General features: G+C 58.5%; 18 protein-coding genes. 17 read left to right on the top strand and 1 reads right to left on the bottom strand.

All coding sequences use genetic code 11. The features are described from left to right. The 5 genes from B4F27_RS12025 to B4F27_RS12005 all read left to right on the top strand — a co-directional run. Positions 1 to 1037: acyl-CoA dehydrogenase family protein (locus B4F27_RS12025; RefSeq protein WP_286759786.1), on the top strand; the 1037-nt coding region annotated here is incomplete at its 5' end. Between the two features lie 52 nt (positions 1038 to 1089). After that, positions 1090 to 2067, top strand: a complete 978-nt coding sequence (locus tag B4F27_RS12020) for an NAD(P)H-dependent flavin oxidoreductase (RefSeq protein ID WP_286759785.1) — start codon at positions 1090 to 1092, stop codon at positions 2065 to 2067. 44 nt (positions 2068 to 2111) lie between these two features. After that, on the top strand, positions 2112 to 2849 hold the full coding sequence (locus B4F27_RS12015) for an enoyl-CoA hydratase/isomerase family protein (RefSeq protein WP_286759784.1): 738 nt from the start codon (positions 2112 to 2114) through the stop codon (positions 2847 to 2849). A 42-nt stretch (positions 2850 to 2891) separates the two neighbouring features. Then, a complete protein-coding gene (locus B4F27_RS12010; RefSeq protein ID WP_286759783.1) occupies positions 2892 to 4097 on the top strand; it encodes an acyl-CoA dehydrogenase family protein in 1206 nt (401 codons plus the stop codon). A 12-nt stretch (positions 4098 to 4109) separates the two neighbouring features. After that, complete coding sequence (locus tag B4F27_RS12005; RefSeq protein ID WP_286759782.1) at positions 4110 to 5243, top strand: acyl-CoA dehydrogenase family protein; 1134 nt, start codon at positions 4110 to 4112, stop codon at positions 5241 to 5243. Between the two features lie 44 nt (positions 5244 to 5287). Here the strand turns inward: B4F27_RS12005 and B4F27_RS12000 are convergent, their stop codons facing one another. Next, complete coding sequence (locus tag B4F27_RS12000) at positions 5288 to 5932, bottom strand: TetR family transcriptional regulator (RefSeq protein ID WP_005848303.1); 645 nt, start codon at positions 5930 to 5932, stop codon at positions 5288 to 5290. A 416-nt stretch (positions 5933 to 6348) separates the two neighbouring features. On the opposite strand from B4F27_RS12000, the gene B4F27_RS11995 reads away from it, so the two are divergent. From B4F27_RS11995 to B4F27_RS11940, 12 genes are all read left to right on the top strand, one after another. Continuing rightward, a complete protein-coding gene (locus tag B4F27_RS11995; protein ID WP_286759781.1) occupies positions 6349 to 7899 on the top strand; it encodes a long-chain-fatty-acid--CoA ligase in 1551 nt (516 codons plus the stop codon). Next, the gene (locus B4F27_RS11990) at positions 7896 to 8906 is read left to right on the top strand and encodes a phosphotransferase family protein (protein ID WP_286759780.1); all 1011 of its coding nucleotides are present in this window, start codon (positions 7896 to 7898) and stop codon (positions 8904 to 8906) included. The genes B4F27_RS11995 and B4F27_RS11990 overlap by 4 nt, the downstream gene beginning before the upstream one ends. Beyond that, a complete protein-coding gene (locus B4F27_RS11985; RefSeq protein ID WP_286759779.1) occupies positions 8903 to 9298 on the top strand; it encodes a DUF6285 domain-containing protein in 396 nt (131 codons plus the stop codon). Before B4F27_RS11990 ends, B4F27_RS11985 begins: the two co-directional genes overlap by 4 nt. Before the next feature lie 46 nt (positions 9299 to 9344). Beyond that, the gene (locus B4F27_RS11980) at positions 9345 to 10676 is read left to right on the top strand and encodes an acyl-CoA dehydrogenase family protein (protein ID WP_074637537.1); all 1332 of its coding nucleotides are present in this window, start codon (positions 9345 to 9347) and stop codon (positions 10674 to 10676) included. Further along, entirely contained in the window at positions 10676 to 11527 is an 852-nt protein-coding gene (locus tag B4F27_RS11975; RefSeq protein ID WP_286759778.1) for a crotonase/enoyl-CoA hydratase family protein, read from the top strand. Before B4F27_RS11980 ends, B4F27_RS11975 begins: the two co-directional genes overlap by 1 nt. A 35-nt stretch (positions 11528 to 11562) precedes the next feature. Then, positions 11563 to 12354, top strand: coding sequence for an enoyl-CoA hydratase-related protein (locus B4F27_RS11970; RefSeq protein ID WP_286759777.1), 792 nt, complete (start codon positions 11563 to 11565; stop codon positions 12352 to 12354). A gap of 38 nt (positions 12355 to 12392) precedes the next feature. After that, entirely contained in the window at positions 12393 to 13553 is a 1161-nt protein-coding gene (locus tag B4F27_RS11965; protein ID WP_286759776.1) for an acetyl-CoA C-acetyltransferase, read from the top strand. Between the two features lie 133 nt (positions 13554 to 13686). After that, entirely contained in the window at positions 13687 to 14844 is a 1158-nt protein-coding gene (locus B4F27_RS11960; RefSeq protein WP_074637531.1) for a C4-dicarboxylate TRAP transporter substrate-binding protein, read from the top strand. Between the two features lie 75 nt (positions 14845 to 14919). Beyond that, a complete protein-coding gene (locus B4F27_RS11955) occupies positions 14920 to 15468 on the top strand; it encodes a TRAP transporter small permease (RefSeq protein WP_286759775.1) in 549 nt (182 codons plus the stop codon). Then, the gene (locus tag B4F27_RS11950) at positions 15461 to 16765 is read left to right on the top strand and encodes a TRAP transporter large permease (RefSeq protein WP_074637526.1); all 1305 of its coding nucleotides are present in this window, start codon (positions 15461 to 15463) and stop codon (positions 16763 to 16765) included. Before B4F27_RS11955 ends, B4F27_RS11950 begins: the two co-directional genes overlap by 8 nt. A gap of 234 nt (positions 16766 to 16999) precedes the next feature. Then, positions 17000 to 18247: an acetyl-CoA C-acetyltransferase gene (locus B4F27_RS11945; protein WP_286759774.1), complete on the top strand. Its 1248-nt coding sequence runs from the start codon at positions 17000 to 17002 to the stop codon at positions 18245 to 18247. A gap of 88 nt (positions 18248 to 18335) precedes the next feature. After that, positions 18336 to 19097, top strand: coding sequence for an SDR family NAD(P)-dependent oxidoreductase (locus B4F27_RS11940; RefSeq protein WP_286759773.1), 762 nt, complete (start codon positions 18336 to 18338; stop codon positions 19095 to 19097). Positions 19098 to 19112: the final 15 nt, after the last annotated feature.

Raw genomic sequence — 19112 nt, 5'->3', positions numbered from 1 at the left:
AGGAGGCGGCCCGACAGGCGGGGGGGATGACGCCCCATATCCTCGAGGACGGCACGCATCTGACCCACCTTGAAACAGCATGTGTGTTGATCCGGTCGGGCCTGTCGCCGCTCGGTCCGGTCGCTTGCAACGTGGGCGCGCCCGACGAGGGCAACATGTATCTGCTGGGCAAGGTCGGATCGGCCGAGATGAAAGAGCGGTTTTTGGCACCGATGGTCGAAGGCAAGATGAGATCAGCCTTTTTCATGACGGAGCCCGCGGCCGAAGGGGGTGCCGGGTCTGACCCGATGATGATGCAGACGACCTGCAAGATGGACGGGAACCACTGGGTTATCAACGGGCGCAAGACGCTGATCACCGGCGCTGATGGGGCGGGGCTTGGCATTGTCATGGCAAAATCCGAGGACGGGGCCTGCATGTTCCTTGTTGATCTGCCTGATCCCGCGATCCGGATTGAACGGGTGCTGGACACCATCGACGATTCCATGATCGGCGGACATTCGGTCATCAACATCGACAATCTGCGGGTCCCTGCGAGCCAGATGCTGGGGGAAAGCGGTGAAGGTTTCCGCTATGCTCAGGTGCGTCTGTCGCCTGCGCGTCTGACCCATTGCATGCGCTGGCTCGGTGCGGCGATCCGTGCCAATGAGATCGCGAGCGACTATGCCAACCGGCGTATGGCTTTTGGCAAACCGCTGGTGGATCACGAGGGCGTCGGCTTTATGCTGGCCGAGAATATGATCGACCTAAAGCAGGCCGAGCAGATGGTTTACTGGTGCGCGGACGTGCTGGATACCGGCGAGTTGGGTACGGTCGAAAGCTCCATGACTAAGGTGGCTGTGTCCGAGGCGCTGATGCGGGTCGCGGACCGATGCGTTCAGGTGATGGGCGGGCAGGGCGTGACTGGCGATACGATCGTCGAACAGGTGTTCCGCGAAGTGCGCGCGTTCCGGATCTATGACGGCCCGACCGAAGTGCACAAATGGTCGCTGGCCAAAAAGGTCAAACGGGATTGGAAAAAGGCGCAGGGCGAATGAGCCCTGTCCGTCTCAGTCTGAATTCAACCATGATGAAAGCGGGGATACTCTGATGGCTCTTCATACGCGGGTCACCGAAATGCTGGGGATTGAAACCCCGATTGTACAGGGTGGCATGATGTGGGTAGGCACCGCCGAGATGGCTGCCGCGGTTTCGAATGCCGGGGGGCTTGGTATCCTGACCGCCCTGACCCAGCCAACGCCTGACGCCCTGGCCGCAGAGATCGAGCGTTGCAAGGCTATGACGGACAAACCTTTCGGCGTGAACCTGACCGTGCTGCCATCGGTGAACCCGCCGCCCTATAGTGACTATCGCCGTGTGATTATCGAAGCGGGGGTCAAGATCGTAGAAACCGCAGGGGGGCGGCCACAGGAGCATGTGGAGGATTTCAAGGCCCATGGCATTACGATCCTGCATAAATGCACCTCGGTCCGTCACGCGCTTTCGGCGGTCAAGATGGGTGTCGATATCATCTCTATCGACGGGTTCGAATGTGCGGGCCATCCGGGCGAAGATGACGTGCCCGGTCTGGTTCTGATCCCTGCTGCCGCTGACCAGATTGATGTGCCTTTGCTGGCGTCAGGCGGGTTCGGCGATGGCCGCGGGCTTGCCGCTGCTTTGGCCCTGGGGGCCGACGGGATCAATATGGGAACGCGGTTCTGCGCAACGGTAGAAGCGCCGATCCATGAGAAGGTTAAACAGTTTTTGGTGGCGAACGGGGAACGGGACACCAACCTGATTTTCCGGGGGTTCAAGAACACGGGCCGCGTCGCCAAGAACTCGGTCTCTGACATGGTGGTCGAGGTCGGGTCGAAACCGGGTGCCGCATTTGGCGATGTCCAACCCTATGTCTCCGGCGTCAAAGGCCGCGAGGCTTTGATGTCCGGTGATCTTGACCGGGGGTTGATCTGGGCGGGGCAGGTGCAAGGGCTGATCAACGACATCCCCACCTGCGAGGCATTGATCGCGCGGATCGTGGCAGACGCAGAATCCATCATCTCTACACGGCTTGCACGACTGGTTGCGTAAGGGCCGCCTTTGATGCCCGACGGTTTGGGAAAGGGAAGAGTACATTGGCTGAATTGGTACTACGCGAGGACAAGGACGGTTGGACGGTTCTGACGCTGAACAGGCCGGAGAAGTTGAACTCTCTGACCGTCTCGCTGTTCAAGGAGCTGCGCCAGCATATTATTGATCTGCGCGATGACGACGCGGTCCGTTGCGTTGTCCTGCGCGGCGCGGGCAAGTGTTTTTCGGCGGGCCATGACCTTGGCGACATTGCCGAAGGGGAGGATGTACCGTCAGCCGGGTGGCACTCCGAAACCTTGCGGCTGATGGAAAAGCTGCCAAAGCCGGTGATCGCCGCGGTGCATGGGCATTGCTACACCGGCGCGCTCGAAGTGGCGCTGGCCGCTGACTTCATCGTCGCGGCCGATACCGCCCGTTTCGGAGACACCCACGCCAAGTGGGCCCTGACCCCAGTTTGGGGGATGAGCCAGCGGCTGCCCCGGCGTGTGGGCATCGCAACAGCCAAGCGGTTGATGTTTACGGCGGACATGATCGACGCCGATGAAGCGGTGAGGATCGGGCTGGCCGAGTATGCGGTTCCGCTTGATCAGTTCGACGCCGAGATCGAACGTTTGGTTGCCCGCATCAGCGCAAATTCCCCGTTTTCCCATGCCGCGAACAAGCAATTGCTTGAAGCGACAGACATGCGCCCGATGGATGCGGGATTGCAGTGGGAAGTGATGGAGACTGCCGGCATCGGCCCGGACATGGCGGAGCGGATCGCCGCCTTCACCAAAAAGTAAATCCGGCGCGTTTCGGACGAATTTCTTCAGGAGAATTGCAGGATGACGACCCAGACCAAAGAGGAACTGGACGCGTTCCGGGAAGAGGTGGCAGCCTATCTGGACACGGCCCCCACCGACGCGATCCGCGAAGCCGGGCGTAAAACCACCAGCGCCTTTGCACCGTTTGAACAAGGGGCAGCTTGGCAGGCCATTCTAAACGAAAAAGGCTGGGCCGCGCCCGATTGGCCCGAGGAATACGGTGGTACGGGCTGGTCCGCCGAGCAGCGCACCATTTTCGAGGAAGAATACCGCAAGCGGGATCTGCCGCCCTTGCTGCCAAACTCTCTCAAGATGGTGGGGCCGTTGTTGATCGACTTGGGAACCGAAGAGCAAAAAGCCAAATACCTGCCCCGGATCCTGTCGGGCGAGGATTACTGGACGCAAGGGTATTCGGAGCCGAACTCCGGTTCCGATCTGGCATCGCTGAAATGCAGCGCGGTTGCGGATGGGGACGATTACATCATCAACGGCAGCAAGATCTGGACAACCTTCGCCCATAAATCGAACCGGATGTTCATGTTGGTGCGCACCAGCAGCGAGGGCAAAAAACAGCAGGGCATCACCTTTCTGCTGCTGGACAGAACCGACTTTCCCGGAATGGACATTCGCCCGATCAAGGGGCTGGATGGTCATGCGGAATTTTGCGAGGTGTTTTTTGACAATGTTCGTGTGCCGCAATCCGGTCGGGTCGGGGCAGAAAACGAAGGCTGGAGCGTTGCGAAACATCTGCTGAAGCACGAGCGCAACGGATCGGCCAATAGCCCCGTTCTGGTCCGCTATCTGAAACGGATCACCGAGGCGGCGCAGGATGAAACATCCCCCTTTGGCGGCAAGCTGTCTGACGACCCGGTGTTCCAGCGCGACCTGGGCGCATTGTACGCGGATGTCGCGACGCTGGCCCAGTTCGAGTGGCTGATCATGAGCGGTCACGAGATGATCAACGACCCGGCGCTGCCTTCGATTGCCAAGACCATGAACTCGGAGCTGATCCAACGTGTGTCGGTGATGATGACGCGGGTGGCCGGGCTCGAGGGGCTGTCCATGCAGCTTGACGCGCTGACCGTGGGGTCGGGGGTGGATCAGATGGGAAGCGAGCTGGATCTGATCTCTATGCCGTTTTACCTCAACAGCCGCGCGACGACGATCTACGCGGGCACCAATGAGGTTCAGCGCGACTTGATCGCACGCAGCCTGCCGATCGCTTGAAAGGGTACTCAGATGGATTTCTCTCAGACCGACGAACAGAAGATGCTGCAAGAGAGCGTGAAGCGCCTATTGGAGCGGAGCTATGATTTCGAGACCCGTCAGAAAATGCTGCAATCCGGCCGCCCGTGGTCTCCCGAGATTTGGCAGGCACTGGCCGAGATGGGTATCCTTGGCCTGCCTTTCGCCGAAGATGTCGGCGGGTTTGGTGGGTCCATGGCGGATGTCGTTGCTGTGGCTGAACCCTTTGGGGCGCATCTGCTGATCGAGCCTTATATTTCTTCGATCCTGCTGGCGGGGTCTTGTCTGGGGCAATCCGATAGCCCTGCAGCGCAAGCGCAACTTTCCAAAATCATAACGGGTGAACATACGGCAGCCTTTGCCCATGAAGAGGGGAAGGGGATCGCGGATCCGGCACTTGTTTCATTGGCCGCAACCGAGGCAGCGGAGGGCTTCACGCTGAGCGGTGAAAAGCGGATGGTCCTTGGGGGCGCGCAGGCCGACACGCTTGTCGTATCGGCACGAACGCGCGGCACGGCACCTGACAAGGATGGCCTATCCCTGTTTATGGTCGATCCAAAACAGCAAGGGGTCAGCATCAGATCTTTCATCACCATTGACGGCCGCCACGCCGCGCATATCACCTTCGATGCGGTTCAAATCCCGTCCGACCGCAGGATCGCCGAAGATGCCCATAGCGTGCTGCAAACAGTGATCTCTAGGGCAATCGTCGCGCTCTGCGCTGAAGCCGTGGGCGCTATGGGCGCCTTGCTGCGACTGACAAGCGAATATGCATCGACGCGCAAACAGTTCGGCACGCCTATCGCCACGTTTCAGACCATTTCGCACCGCTTGGCAGATATGAAGATCGCCTATGTAAAGGCTCGCTCCTGCCTGCTGTACACGACGGCGCTGATGGATGCCGGACAGGTAGGCGCGCAGGATATTTCGGTCCTGAAAGGGCAGATTGGTGCCTTGGGACGGGACATCGGCGAAGCAGCGATCCAGACCCATGGCGGCGTCGGGATGACGGACGAGGTCAGCATCGGTCACTTCCACAAGCGTATCCTGACAATCAATGCGCTGTTCGGAGATAGTGAATACCACTTCCGTGCGGTTGGCAAATCTCTCGCCACTGCCAAAGCGTAGAAATATGATGCGGAGGGAGGTGTGGCTATCTCACCTCCGCGATATCAGCTACGCGCCATTAGGCCGCCCAAGATGACCGCGATCATTTGCTCCGTATAGGAGCGGCGTATGTCGTCATCAATTCTATCGACGCCGTGCATATAGTTCAGCACTTCTCGGGACGAAAATATCTGGTCACATGCCCCGATGACGATGAAGTAGAAAAACTTGTAGTCGACAGACTGGAACTCTCCTGCCGCGACACCTTCGGAAATCATCCGCTTGTAGGCGTCATGGATCGGTTCGATGTACGACTTTATCATGGTCCGTCTGACTTCTTCGGTTTCGTCGCGCATCGTCGCGGTCAGCAGGCGCTGTAAGTAAGGGTATTTGAAGTACATGTTGACGAGACCGGAGAGGTGGTACCGCATCTTCGCGGTCGGGCGCATGTCCATCTCGACCAAGGCTTCAAGCTGGGTGACCGCTTCTGCCAGATCTCGGTGAAGAAGGGCGCGCATCAAGCCGCTTTTGTTGCCGAAGTAATACTTCACCAAAGCAGAGTTCACCCCAGCCTTCGCCGCAATATCGATAATGGGCACCAGCAAGGTGTCCCGTTCACACATGAGCTCGCTTGCGGCGGTGAGCAAATCATCTCTTGTTGACGCACGTTCTTCGAGCGGTGCGGTGACTGCGGCTACCTTTGAATTCATTGCTCAACTAACTCCTGTAGGTAGAACCTTATTACTTAGTGCCGATCAGAATGTCACGGACGATTCGGTCGCACTTCAAGCCAAGAAGCCATTGAAGCTTGCCAGTCGCGCCTCCTTTGCGACGAGATCGGCTAGGGGATCGCATTAGGGTTTGTGATATTACTGTTCTTTATAGCGGTGGCGCATGGTTTCAAAAACCTCATTAATCACACAATTACCACTTTACAGGTAGGACTTAACTGCGTAGCTAATATGCCTATGTGATGTGTTTGGTCTGGGAGGTCGCCCATCACGATAGGTAATTAAGCGCGACGTTTTCGCATACCAAGAAGGCTGTGTCGCAGCGCGGTGCCGTCCGCCGGGCGATGAGGATGTCGGTAACGTCGGGAGGAGACGAGATGATTGATCCAGAGGCAATGAGCTCGATTAGCGCGGTCGCACGAAGCGCTGCACAGCGCGCACCTGACAAGATCTGCAATCGGTTTGAAGGGCGCGATACGACCTTCAAGGATTTTGATCGTCACGTTGATCAGGTTGCACACGGCTTGGACGCGGGTGCCGCTAAGGTCGTCGCTTACCTTGGGAAAAACTGCGACCACGTCTTCGAGATTTTCATCGGCGCGACGCGCGTCGGTGGAATGTTCGCGCCCTTGAATTGGCGGCTTGCACCTGCCGAGATCATCGAGATTTTGCGCCAATACCCGCCACAGATGCTGTTCTTCGGGCCTGAGTTCTCGGAAGCGATCAAGGAAATCAACGCAGCACTTCCGGACATTCAGATCCTCGCTATGGAGGACGGTGACGGACCTTGGGAAACATACGAGGCGTGGCGTGATGCTCAGTCGAGCGAGCCTGCGGTTGACCGTGCTTCAACGCATGATCCGGCTATGGTTTTGTTTACATCCGGCACCACGGGTGTGCCGAAAGCCGTACTACTGAGCCACAGTAACTTGCTACAGCCGAAACTGGACTCCCTGGCCGTCAAACATATCTATGACCACTGGGACGACGAGGATATCGGGTTTGTTGCGATGCCCTTGGCGCATATCGGCGGCATTGGTTTTTGGACAATCGCCTTTGTAAACTGCTGTACCAGCGTCATCCTCCGAGAGTTTGACCCTGTTGCGGCCCTTGATGCAATCCACACAGAGCGCGTTTCAAAGCTGTTCGTAGTGCCTGCTGCCTTGCAGATCGTCATCCAGCACCCAGAAGCAAAGCGCGTCGATTTTTCTTGCGTCAAAACCGTGATGTACGGTGCTGCGCCCATGCCCCTGCCGCTACTGAAAGAGGCCATCGAAGTCGTTGGTTGCCAGTTTATCCAATGTTACGGCATGACGGAGACGACGGGCACGATTGCGATACTTCCGCCAGAGGACCACGTGCCCGAGGGATCCGAGCGGATGCGTAGCGCCGGGCGGCCCGCGATGGGGTGTGAAATCGCTATTTTCGACCCAAACGGGAAACCCGTCAAAGCTGGCGAGATCGGCGAAGTGGCCGTCCGGGCACCGGCAAATATGCTGGGATACTGGAAGAACCCAGAGGCGACGACCAAGACGCTGCGCGACGACGGTTGGCTGCTGTCGGGCGATGCGGGCTATCTTGACGAGGACGGCTACCTGTTCATCCACGACCGCATCAAGGACATGATCATTTCCGGCGGCGAAAATGTATACCCGGCCGAGGTGGAGAGCGCGCTATATGCGCATCCCTCCATCAGTGAGGCAGCTGTGATTGGCGTGCCTGACCCCAAGTGGGGCGAGGCCGTTCGGGCGGTTGTGACGCTCAAGCCCAATGCAACCCTTGACGAGAAAGAAGTGCTGGCTTGGATGCGCGGTAAGCTCGCTGCATTCAAATGTCCCAAGGCGATTGACGTCATCGACGTGATGCCGCGCAATGCGTCCGGCAAGCTGCTTAAGCGCGACCTGCGCGCGCCCTATTGGGAGGGCCGCGAGCGGCAGGTGAATTGAACGCAGCACAAGACATCTTGCATCCTCAGACAACCCTCGAGAACGGATTGGCGCGGCTGGTGCCCACCCTCGATCCTGCGGCGCAGGGTATCAAGGGGCTGCGGCGGCTATCGGGCGGGGCCAGCCAGGAAACCTGGTCTTTTCAGATGGATGGTGGGGAGGGGCACCACTTGATCTTGCGCCGCGAACCTGCCGCGGCGCGGTCGGGCGGCACCGGCATCGGCATGGCGGCCGAAGCCCGAGTGATCAAACGCGTGGTTACAGCAGGCGTGCCCGCACCACAGATCGAACATGAGCTGACGCCAGATGACGGCATCGGCGCAGGCTTTGTCATGCTGCGCATCGACGGGGAGGCGCTGCCCCATCGCATCCTGCGCGACGACAGCTATGCCCCCGCGCGGGCGAAGTTCGCCCGTCAGGCCGGTGAAATTCTGGCGAGGATACACCAGAGCGACCCGACTGGCCTGCCCATTCCCGTGCTGTCTCCGCGCGAGGTGTTGGATGATCTTGGCGATCGACACCGCGCATTCGGCGCCGCGCGCCCGGTCTTTTCGCTGGCGCTGCGCTGGCTGGCCGAAAATGCGCCAGAGCCGCGCGCGCCAAAGTTGGTGCATGGGGATTTCCGGATGGGCAATCTGATGTTTGGTTCTGAAGGGATACGCGGCGTTCTGGATTGGGAACTGGCGCATATCGGTGATCCGATGGCCGACATGGGTTGGCTTTGCATGGAAAGCTGGCGCTTTGGTCATGCCGATCCCGTTGGCGGTTTGGGCCGTCGCGAGGATTTGTTTGCAGGGTATGAAGCGGCAGGGGGTGATCCTGTCGATCCGGCTACAGTGCGGTGGTGGGAAATACTGTCGGCGCTGCGGTGGGGTGTCATCATCGAAGAAATGGCCGCTTGGGTGCGCGATGGTACTGATACCAGCGTGGAACGTCATGTGATCGCGCGGCGCGCCTCGGAAACAGAAGCGATATTGTTGCTTCATCTGCTGGAAGGGGCCGCATGATGCAGGACCAGCCAAGCCCCGACGCGATTTTGGCGGCCGTTGCTGCATGGCTGCGTGACACCGCCGCGGATGCACTGCCTGCGCATGCCCGGTTCGAGGCCAAGGTCGCGGCAGGCGCGGTTGAACTGGCCCGGCGCCAGATTGGGGCGGAACCGTCCGAAAGCGAGGAAGCCCGGATGCTGTCGGCGCTGGTGGGTGACACGGGCGGGCTGGACGCGTTGACCGCGCGTCTTTGCGCACAGATCGAAAATGGCAAAACGGATCTATCGACGCCGGGGCTGTCGGACCTGTTGATCGCAACCACGCTGAACAAGATCGACATCGATCAACCGGAGTTTTCCGCGGCAGCCCGCTTGCGGGCATTGGCGCAGCGCAGGCGAGGGTTGCCGTAGCAGAGCCACCCGAGCCGCCGCCAATCGACACAAGGAACACCCGCAGATGAACTTTGATCTACCTTCTGAAATTACCGATCTTGTGACGCGCCTTGATACGTTTATCAAAGCAGAAATCGTACCGTTGCAGGCCGAGGACGATAACGAACGGTTTTTCGACCATCGCCGGGAATACGCTCGCACGGATTTTGAAAACGGCGGGCTGCCCCGGCCCGAGTGGGAAGCCTTGATGGCCGAAGCCGTCCGCCGCGCCGACAAGGCCGGGCTGTATCGCTTTTCCTTGCCTGCGGAATTCGGCGGGCAGGACGGCGGCAATCTGGCCATGGCCGTTGTGCGCGAGCATATGGCTGCCAAGGGGCTGGGGCTGTTCAACGACCTGCAGTCAGAGCATTCGGTAATTGGCAATTTCCCGGTCATCGTCATGCTGCGCGATTTCGGAACAGAGGCACAAAAGCAGACATTCATCTCGGGCGCGCTGAGCGGCGACATCCGCATGGCCTTTGGGTTGACCGAGGAAGCGCATGGGTCGGATGCCACACATATGGAAACCCGTGCTGTGCGCGAGACCCGCGATGGCAAATCCGGCTGGCGCATTGACGGTGAAAAAATGTGGACCACGGGGATGCACACCGCGACCCATTGCGTCACCTTCGCGCGCACCTCTGGCGAGGATGGCGCGGCGGATGGGATCACCGCTTTCTTGGTTCCTGCCCAGACACCGGGGCTGAAGATCGAGGAATATCTCTGGACCTTCAACATGCCCACCGATCATCCGCGGATCAGTTTCAACGACGTCTGGGTGCCGGATGATCTGATGTTCGGACCAGAGGGCGGCGGCTTGGCGCTGGCGCAGGCTTTTGTGCATGAAAACCGCATTCGGCAGGCGGCGAGTTCGCTGGGGGCTGCGGTATATTGTATCGAGGAATCCGTGCGCTATGCCCGCGCCCGCAAACCATTTGGCAAAGAGCTGGCGGCAAATCAGGCGATCCAGTTCCCCTTGGTCGAATTGGCCACGCAGGCAGAAATGCTGCGCCAGCTCATCCGCAAGACAGCCTGGGAGATGGACCGCATGCCACACCCCGAGGTCGCCAAGAAACTGTCTGACAAGGTGAGCATGTGCAATTATCAGGCCAACCGTCTGTGTTGCGAGGCCGCAGACCGCGCCATGCAAATTCATGGCGGCATCGGATATTCCCGGCACAAACCGTTCGAACATATCTACCGTCATCACCGCCGCTACCGCATCACCGAAGGCGCAGAAGAGATCCAGATGCGAAAAGTCGGTGCATGGCTGTTCGGCTACCTTGGCCCCCGACGCGGCAACATTCCCGATCCGGCGCCGCGCAGCGTTGCGGCACCGCTAAAGGGAGAGAACTGATGGCTGTTGTACGCACTGATCTGACGGGCGGGGTCATGACGCTCACCCTCGATCGGCCGGAAAAGCTGAACGCCTTCACGATTGAGATGATGCAAGAGCTTATCGACGCCTTTGATGTGGCCGATGCAGATGACGCGGTCCGCGCTGTTGTGGTGACCGGGGCGGGCAGGGCGTTTTGTGCCGGTGCGGATATTTCCGGCGGGACCAAGGGCTTTGTGGATGTGGAAAAGCGCAAGGTAGGCGACGGCATCGTGCGCGATGGCGGCGGTCTGTTGACCTTGCGCATCTTTGACAGCCTCAAACCTGTGATCGCCGCCGTCAACGGCGCGGCTGTCGGCGTTGGTGCCACGATGCAGTTGCCGATGGATATGCGGCTTGCCTCCGAGGATGCCAAATTCGGTTTCGTCTTTGGCCGCCGTGGCATCGTGCCGGAAGCCTGTTCGTCATGGTTTCTGCCGCGCGTTGTCGGCATCTCCAAGGCGATGGAATGGAGCACGACGGGTCGCATCTTTGATGCGCAGGAAGCACTTTCCGCCGGATTGGTCCGCTCGGTCCACAAACCCGCCGATCTGATTGGGGCCGCGCAGGAACTGGCCGAGGAAATAGGCGCAAACAACGCCCCGGTTTCTGTCGCGCTGACGCGTCAGATGATGTGGCGGATGTTGGGTGCCGATCACCCAATGCAGGCGCACCGCGTCGACAGCCTTGCGATTGAACTGCGAAGCGCCTCCGCCGATGCCGCAGAGGGTGTGCGCAGTTTCACGGAAAAGCGTCCGGCGGTTTTTCCCGACAAGGTCAGTACAGATTTGCCCGACATCTTTCCCGATTGGTCGGCGCCGAAATGGCAATAGCCAACCCGATCCCCGAAATTAGAGGAGCCCCGCCGATGACAACTTCTACCCTTGATGACCGTCTCGCAGTCACCCGCGAGGGGCGTGTCAGCACGGTTCGCCTGAATGACCCTAAGACGTTGAATTCCATGGATACGCCGATGGCACTGTCCCTGCGCGAAGTGTTGCGTGCCGAGGCCAAGGTTTCCGGTTGCATCATTCTGGCGGGCGGAGAGCGCGGATTTTGCTCTGGTGCCAACTTGTCCGGCGATCTTGCCCCCGGCGACGGGGAACTGGATGCAGGTCAAACACTGGAGGACGCCTTCAACCCCTTGGTTGAAACAATCCGGACCTTGCCAGTGCCTTTTATCACAGCGGTGCGCGGTGCGGCGGCGGGGGTAGGTGCTTCTTTGGCGATGTCCGGTGACATCATCACCTGCGGTCGATCGGCCTATTTTCTTGAGGCCTTTGCGCGGATCGGGCTGGTTCCCGATGGCGGCGCAGCGTGGTTTTTGACGCGCTCGGTCGGACGGGTGCGGGCAATGGAATTGATGATGCTTGCAGAAAAACTACCAGCGGAAAAGGCGTTTGAGTGGGGCCTGATCACCAGGTTGTTCGAGGATGACGTTGTCGAGGCGGAAGCGATGAAGATTGCGCAAAAACTGGCGGACGGGCCAACCCGTGCACTGGCGCTGACCCGGCAATCTGCATGGGCAGCGGCGGATTCCAGTTTCACCGAAACCCTGCAATTGGAACGTGTTCTACAACGCGACGCGGGCAATCACCCCGATTTTGCCGAAGGTGTCGCGGCATTCATGGAAAAGCGTGCCGCGCGTTTCGGCGGTTAAGCAGGCGTTCTGCGCCCTACGTAAAGGAAGGTAATAAAATGACCGAAGCTTATATCTGTTCTGCATTGCGCACCCCTGGTGGCCGTCGTGGCGGCAAGGTGTCCGGGTGGCACCCCGTCGATCTGGCCGCGCGCGTTTTGGATGCCACGGTGCAGAATACCGGCATCGATCCCGCTGCCATTGAGGATGTCATCATGGGCTGCGTCGGCCAAAGTGGCGAACAAGGTTTGCATATCGGTCGCAATGCCGTGCTGGCCTCGTCCCTGCCCGAAAGCGTACCGGCGGTGTCGATTGACCGTCAATGCGGCTCTTCCCAGCAGTCGATCCAGTTTGCGGCGCAGGCCGTCATGTCCGGGACTCAGGACCTGATGATTGCTGCGGGCGTTGAATCCATGTCGCGGGTACCGATGGGGACCACAGGCGTCTTCACGCGAAACTTCGAGCCCGGCTCGGCCAAGTCGCCGGGGCTGGACGCCACATATCCCGGCGTGGCCTTTAGCCAGTTTTCCGGCGCCGAAGCGATTGCACGCAAGCATAACTTCAGCCGCGAGGATCTTGATGCCTTTGCTTTGCTGAGCCATCAGCGCGCGGCAAAGGCGACCGAAGCAGGTGCATTCGACCAAGAGATCGTGCCCCTTGAGCTCGAGAATGGCGAAATGCACCGGACAGACGAAGGCATCCGTGCCGACGCCTCGATGGAGGCGCTGGCCGGCGTGAAGACGCTGAAAGAGGGCGGCGTGATCACCGCCGGCAACGCCAGCCAGATTTGCGACGGTGCCTCGGCGGTTTTGATTGCCAGTGCCGCGGCGGTCAAGGCCCACGGGCTGACCCCCCTCGCACGGATCAGGTCCATGACGGTAACGGGTGGGGATCCGGTGATCATGCTCGAAGAGCCGCTTTTCGCCACCGATCGCGCCTTGGCCCGCGCAGGCATGACGATCGACGAGATTGATCTTTACGAGGTTAACGAAGCCTTTGCCTCGATCCCTCTTGCTTGGCTCAAGCACACAGGTGCCGACCCTGATCGTTTGAACGTCAACGGCGGGGCCATTTCGCTGGGTCACCCATTGGGCGCTTCGGGCGCCAAGCTGATGGCGACATTGGTGCATGGATTGCGCGCCCGCGGAAAACGCTACGGGTTGCAGACCATGTGCGAGGGCGGCGGGCTGGCGAACGTCACCATCGTCGAAGCGCTTTAAGCTAAATTCTGGCTGCGGTTCGTGGAGTATCTCAGCCGAATGACCGCTCCGCTGCGTGGCTTCGGAGCACAGACAGTCACCAACAAGTCGGGGGAAACCCGACGACTTACTGAAAATCAAAGGGAGAAGTTAAATGAAGTTTTCTAAGTTGTTCAAAAGCAGCGGGTCTGCTTTGGTTCTTGCAGCGGCATCAGTGGGCACATTCTCGACATCGGCCGAGGCACGCGATTTACGCTATGCGATTGGCTGGCCCCCGGGCGCGCTGCCGACAGAGGCGATCGAGACCTATGCTGATGCCGTAGAAGAGGCATCTGGCGGCGACGTCACGGTAAAGGTTTTCCCACTATCTTTGCTTAACTTTCTGGAGTCGACATCGGGTGTGCGTGACGGGATTGCCGACATAACAACTGTTTTGACACCGTATTTCCTATCCGAGTTCCCCAACACAAACTTCGTGACCGAGCTGGCGAGCTTTAGTGAAGTGGTGGAAGGCGACCCTGATCGGATGGCCTTTGCTTTCACCGGCGCGATCATGGAATACGTCATGTTCAATTGTGGCGACTGCTTGAGCGAGTTTGCGGCCCAGAACCACGTTTACACAGCGGGTGCGGGGACACCCCCCTACATGCTGCAGTGCACAAAACCGGTCGTTTCGGCCGAGGATCTGAAGGGTGCTCGTATCCGCACACCAGGTGCCTTCTGGAGCCGCTGGATCGAAGCGATGGGGGCCACGCCCGTCTCCATTTCGATCAACGAGACTTTCGAGGCGCTGAACCAGGGCGTCATTGACTGTACTGCATCATCAGCTTCGGAGCTGACGAACTTCAGCTTTATTGATGTGGCGACAGACATCACGACAAACCTGCCGGGGTCTTCCTTTGTATCAGGTCTTACCAATGTGAATGCCGATACATGGGCTGGCCTTGATGACGCAGGCAGAACCGCGATGTTGAAAGGGTCTGCCGTCGTGGCGGCGGAAATGAACTGGGCCTATTATGGTGAGGCACGAGACAACATTGCCAAGGCCAAGGAACAGGGGATCACTTTCCACGAGGCAGAAGCAAGTCTGCGCACGCAAAGCGTCGAGTGGATCAACGAAGACATCTCGAACGTCGTTGACATCTACGCCGAGCGTGGCGTTACGGGCGGTGAAGAAAGTGTTTCGAAGGTGCGTGAGCTCATGACCAAATGGGTTGGTTTGGTGGAAGACGTGCAGGATGCTGATGCACTGTCCGATCTTTACTGGACCGAAGTACTGTCGAAGGTCGATGTATCGACCTACGGACAGTAAGCGATCTGCTGCACCGACGGTACGTTGTTTTCCGACGGTGCAGCAATCTTCATCCCACAGACAAGTGAGGCTCGAATGAAGCTTTTTCAACGCTTGCTTGAACCGTTGGTCTCGGTAATGGGACTGGTCGGCATCATCTGCGTAACACTCATGATGTTGCACATTACGACCGATGTAATTTTACGGTTTGTTTTTAATTCGCCGATCAGAGGTACGATCACCATCGTTTCCCATTATTACATGGTGATACTTGGCTTTTGTTCGCTGGCAGTGGCTGAATCGCGCGATGCCCATGTGTCTGTCGAAGTCTTCACCGAGCTGATGCCGCGCAATGTTCAAAGCGGGCTGGCCGCGATGGCCGCGTTTCTGGCTGCGATTGTTTTCGGGTTCGTCACAGTTCGAACCTGGATAGAAGCCATTCACAAAATGGAAATCAGCGCGGCAATCCAGCAAGGGTCGCTGACCATCCCTGTCTGGCCCAGCTATTTTGCGCTGCCTTTGGGCTGCGGATTGATGGCTATAACCGCGCTTTGGCGTGCGCAGGCAATTGCCAGAGGCGCACAATCTACTTTTGGTTCTGACATGAATGGCGAATTGCCAGCGGAGGAGCTTGCAAATGGATGATATCGGTATTGGTCTCAGTGGCTTGGGGCTTTTGTTTGTCCTGATCGCCTTGCGCGTTCCTATCGGCGTTGCTTTGATCGGGGTAAGCTTCGGCGGGCTTTATGTTCTTTTGGGCTGGCGGGTTGCCTGGGGCGCGCTTGCGGTCATGCCCTATCAGTTTTCCGCAAACTGGGTACTTAGCTCGGTTCCCATGTTCTTACTTCTTGGATTTATCTGTTATCATGCTGAGCTGACCCAAGGGATGTTCAGGGCCGCAAGGGTATGGACGTCTGCGCTCCCCGGTGGGCTTGCCATTGCGGCGGTCTTTGGTTCCGCAGGCTTTGCGGCAGTATGCGGGTCGTCGGTTGCTTGCGCCGCGGCAATGGGGCGTATTGCCGTGCCCGAGATGATGCGCGCGCGCTACAATGCGGAACTTGCGACAGGCACAGTTGCCGTCGCGGGCACCATCGGAGCCTTGATTCCGCCCTCGATCATCTTGATTTTGTATGGTGTCATCGCACAGGTATCAGTGCCGCAGTTGTTTCTGGGCGGCATCACAGCGGGGGTGATCTCGGCGATCGGTTACTGCGTGGTCATTCTGGTTCGTGTCAAAATTAATCCGGCTATGGCACCCGTAGGGGTTCGCGCCTCATGGGCAGAGCGTCTTTCGGCGCTCAAGGATACCTGGCCGATTGTCGTGGTCATGATCGGGATTTTTGGCGGGCTTTTCTCTGGTGCTTTCACTCCGACAGAGGCTGGCGCGATTGGCGCGTTCCTTTCATGTCTGGTGGGGCTGGCCCGCAGGACACTGGATTGGCGTCGCTTCCGGCTTGCCGTTGAGGAAACGATGATCACGACTGCCGCCTTGATCGTCATCGGCGTTGGCGCGACATTGCTAACAAGATTTCTGACCCTGTCAGGTGCCGGAGATTACCTGTCAGACTCCATCATCGGATTATCCGCCAATCCGGCCATGATCCTCTTTGGCATCATACTGGTCTATCTCATTCTTGGTATGTTTCTTGAGCCGATTGGCGCGATGCTGCTGACGATGCCGATTGTCCTGCCAATCGTGCAGGACGCCGATTGGTCACTGCTTTGGTTCGGGATTGTGCTCACCAAACTGTTGGAAATCGGCATGGTGACGCCCCCAATCGGGATGAACATTTTTGTCATCAAGGGTGTCGTCGGGAACATCGCCACAACAACCCAAATTTTCCGTGGCGTGATGTGGTTTATCCTTATGGATCTGCTGGTGCTGGCGGTGCTGGCAATCTGGCCTGAGATCACATTGTTCTTGCCCGAAATCATGAAGTGAGACGCACCGAGTTCCCTCGCAACACTTATTGTGTCGCCTCACTTTGTGGACGAGGCGGCGCTATAACTACCGGACTATTCGCGTAGTTAATTTAATTAACTACTTGACTAAGTAACGTTGTGGTGAGATGCCTGCAGTGAATGAATTTAACTGTCGCTTTAGGCGGCGGTGAACTGGACAGCGAAGCAAACGGCAGGCGGCGCGCCAGCTGAACTTTAAAGAAGGAAACCCTCAATGGCTGAAGCATATATCATTGACGCTTGCCGCACCCCTCGCGGTGTTGGGAAGGTCGGGAAGGGCGCGCTCGCGCACCTGCATCCTCAACACTTGGGGGCCACTGTCCTAGCCGCGCTGCGGGATCGCAACGGTCTGAACACAGCTGATGTGGATGACATTATTTGGGGTACGAGTACGCAAAAAGACAAGCAGGGCGGCGACCTTGGTCGCATGGCGGCGCTGGATGCGGGCTATGACGTCAAAGCGTCAGGCGTCACGCTTGACCGTTTCTGCGGCTCCGGGATCACCACGGTTTCGCTGGCTGCAGCCCAGATCATGTCAGGGATGGAGGATGTCGTCATCGCGGGCGGTACCGAGATGATGAGCTATACCGGGCAGATCGCTGACCCGAAGAAACCCTTTATGATGGACGCGGGCAACCTGAGCCTGCGCGCAAAGCACCCGCAGACCCAGCAGGGCTGCAGTGCAGACGCCATCGCGACGATTGAAGGCATTGATCGCGCTGCAGCAGATCAGCTGGCCGTGACGAGCCAAGAACGCGCCGCCAAAGCCATCGCCGAAGGGCGTTTCGACGGTTCTATCGTACCAGTGCGCGACCCCGAGACCGGCGAACTGGTGTTGGACAAGGAAGAATTCCCGCGTCCCGGCACCACGCTTGACTCTCTCTCAACCCTCAACACGGTTTTCGACAAGTTCATGGAGTTCCCGATTGACGACAAGGGGACAACCTACGGTGACATGATCTATGCCCGCTATCCTGAGTTGAAGGGCAAAATGCAGCACATTCACCATGCGGGGAATTCCTCTGGCGTTGTGGATGGCGCGGCGGCGCTTTTGCTGGCGTCCGAAGGCTATGTGAAAAAGACAGGCATGAAGCCGCGCGCGCGCATCGTGGCGACGGCGAACATTGGCGACGATCCAACGTTGATGTTGAACGCGCCTGTTCCGGCAGCGCGCAAGGTTCTGGAGAAAGCGGGTCTGACCACTGACGATATTGACGTTTATGAAATCAACGAAGCCTTTGCCGTGGTTGCGGAAAAGTTCATTCGGGATCTCAAGCTCGACCGTTCCAAGGTGAACATCAACGGCGGCGCGATGGCGCTCGGTCACCCCATCGGTGCGACCGGTTCCATTCTGATCGGTACTGCCTTGGATGAACTAGAGCGTTCTGGTGGTCGGTATGGCCTGATCACGATGTGTGCGGCCGGTGGCATGGCCCCCGCAATCATCATCGAGCGGGTGTAAGCCTTTATCCGTGCAGAGGGCTGGTCATGATCGCCCTCTGCAAATTTTGGCTCCCTCGAAACGAGACGACCCCAAGAAGAGACCTAGAATGACCCCACCCTTAAGTATCGACTTGAGCCAAAGCAGAGCGCTCGTCACAGGAGCATCTAGCGGCCTGGGCGCACATTTCGCTTCTGTTCTTGCGGCGCAAGGGGCTGATCTGGTTCTTGCAGCACGACGCACAGACAAGCTGGAGGAGGTCGCAGCGCCATTGCGTGCGATGGGGCGCGATGTCCAGGTTGTTCAAATGGATGTGGGCTCCCCCGAAGCGGTTCAGGCGGCGTTTGCGGATATGCCACCCTGTGACATCGTTATTAACAATTCGGGTATCGGTCAGAATTCTTGGCTTGCCGATATGGATGAAGACGAGTGGCAGCAGTTGATAGATGTCAACCTGAGCGGGGTCTGGCGTGTGTCCAAACAGGCTGTCGCGATGTTTCGCAAAGAGAAGACAGCCGGGGCCATCGTTAACATTGCGTCAATTACAGCATCGCGCACTGCGCTCAAATCAGGGGCGTATGCGGTAACTAAGGCCGGTGTTATTCATATGACCAAATCGCTTGCGATTGAGGTCGCGCGTGACGGCATTCGAGTCAATGCATTGGCACCGGGCTATTTCCAGACAGAGTTGAATGCGGATTTTCTGGGATCCGAAGCGGGGGACCGCATGGCTGCGCGCATTCCGCAACGCAGGTTTGGGGCTATGGAGGAGTTGAATCTTCCATTGCTCATGCTGGCGGCCAAACAGAACAGCTACATGACCGGCGCGACCATAACCGTGGATGGCGGTCATAGCATCAACGCCCTTTGAGATAAATTACGGAGA

The organism is Sulfitobacter sp. UBA1132 (assembly GCF_002311545.1).
Classification (GTDB): domain Bacteria; phylum Pseudomonadota; class Alphaproteobacteria; order Rhodobacterales; family Rhodobacteraceae; genus Sulfitobacter; species Sulfitobacter pontiacus.
Note: the sequence above shows the minus strand (reverse complement) of the source record. Positions and strands in the feature narration are given on the sequence as shown.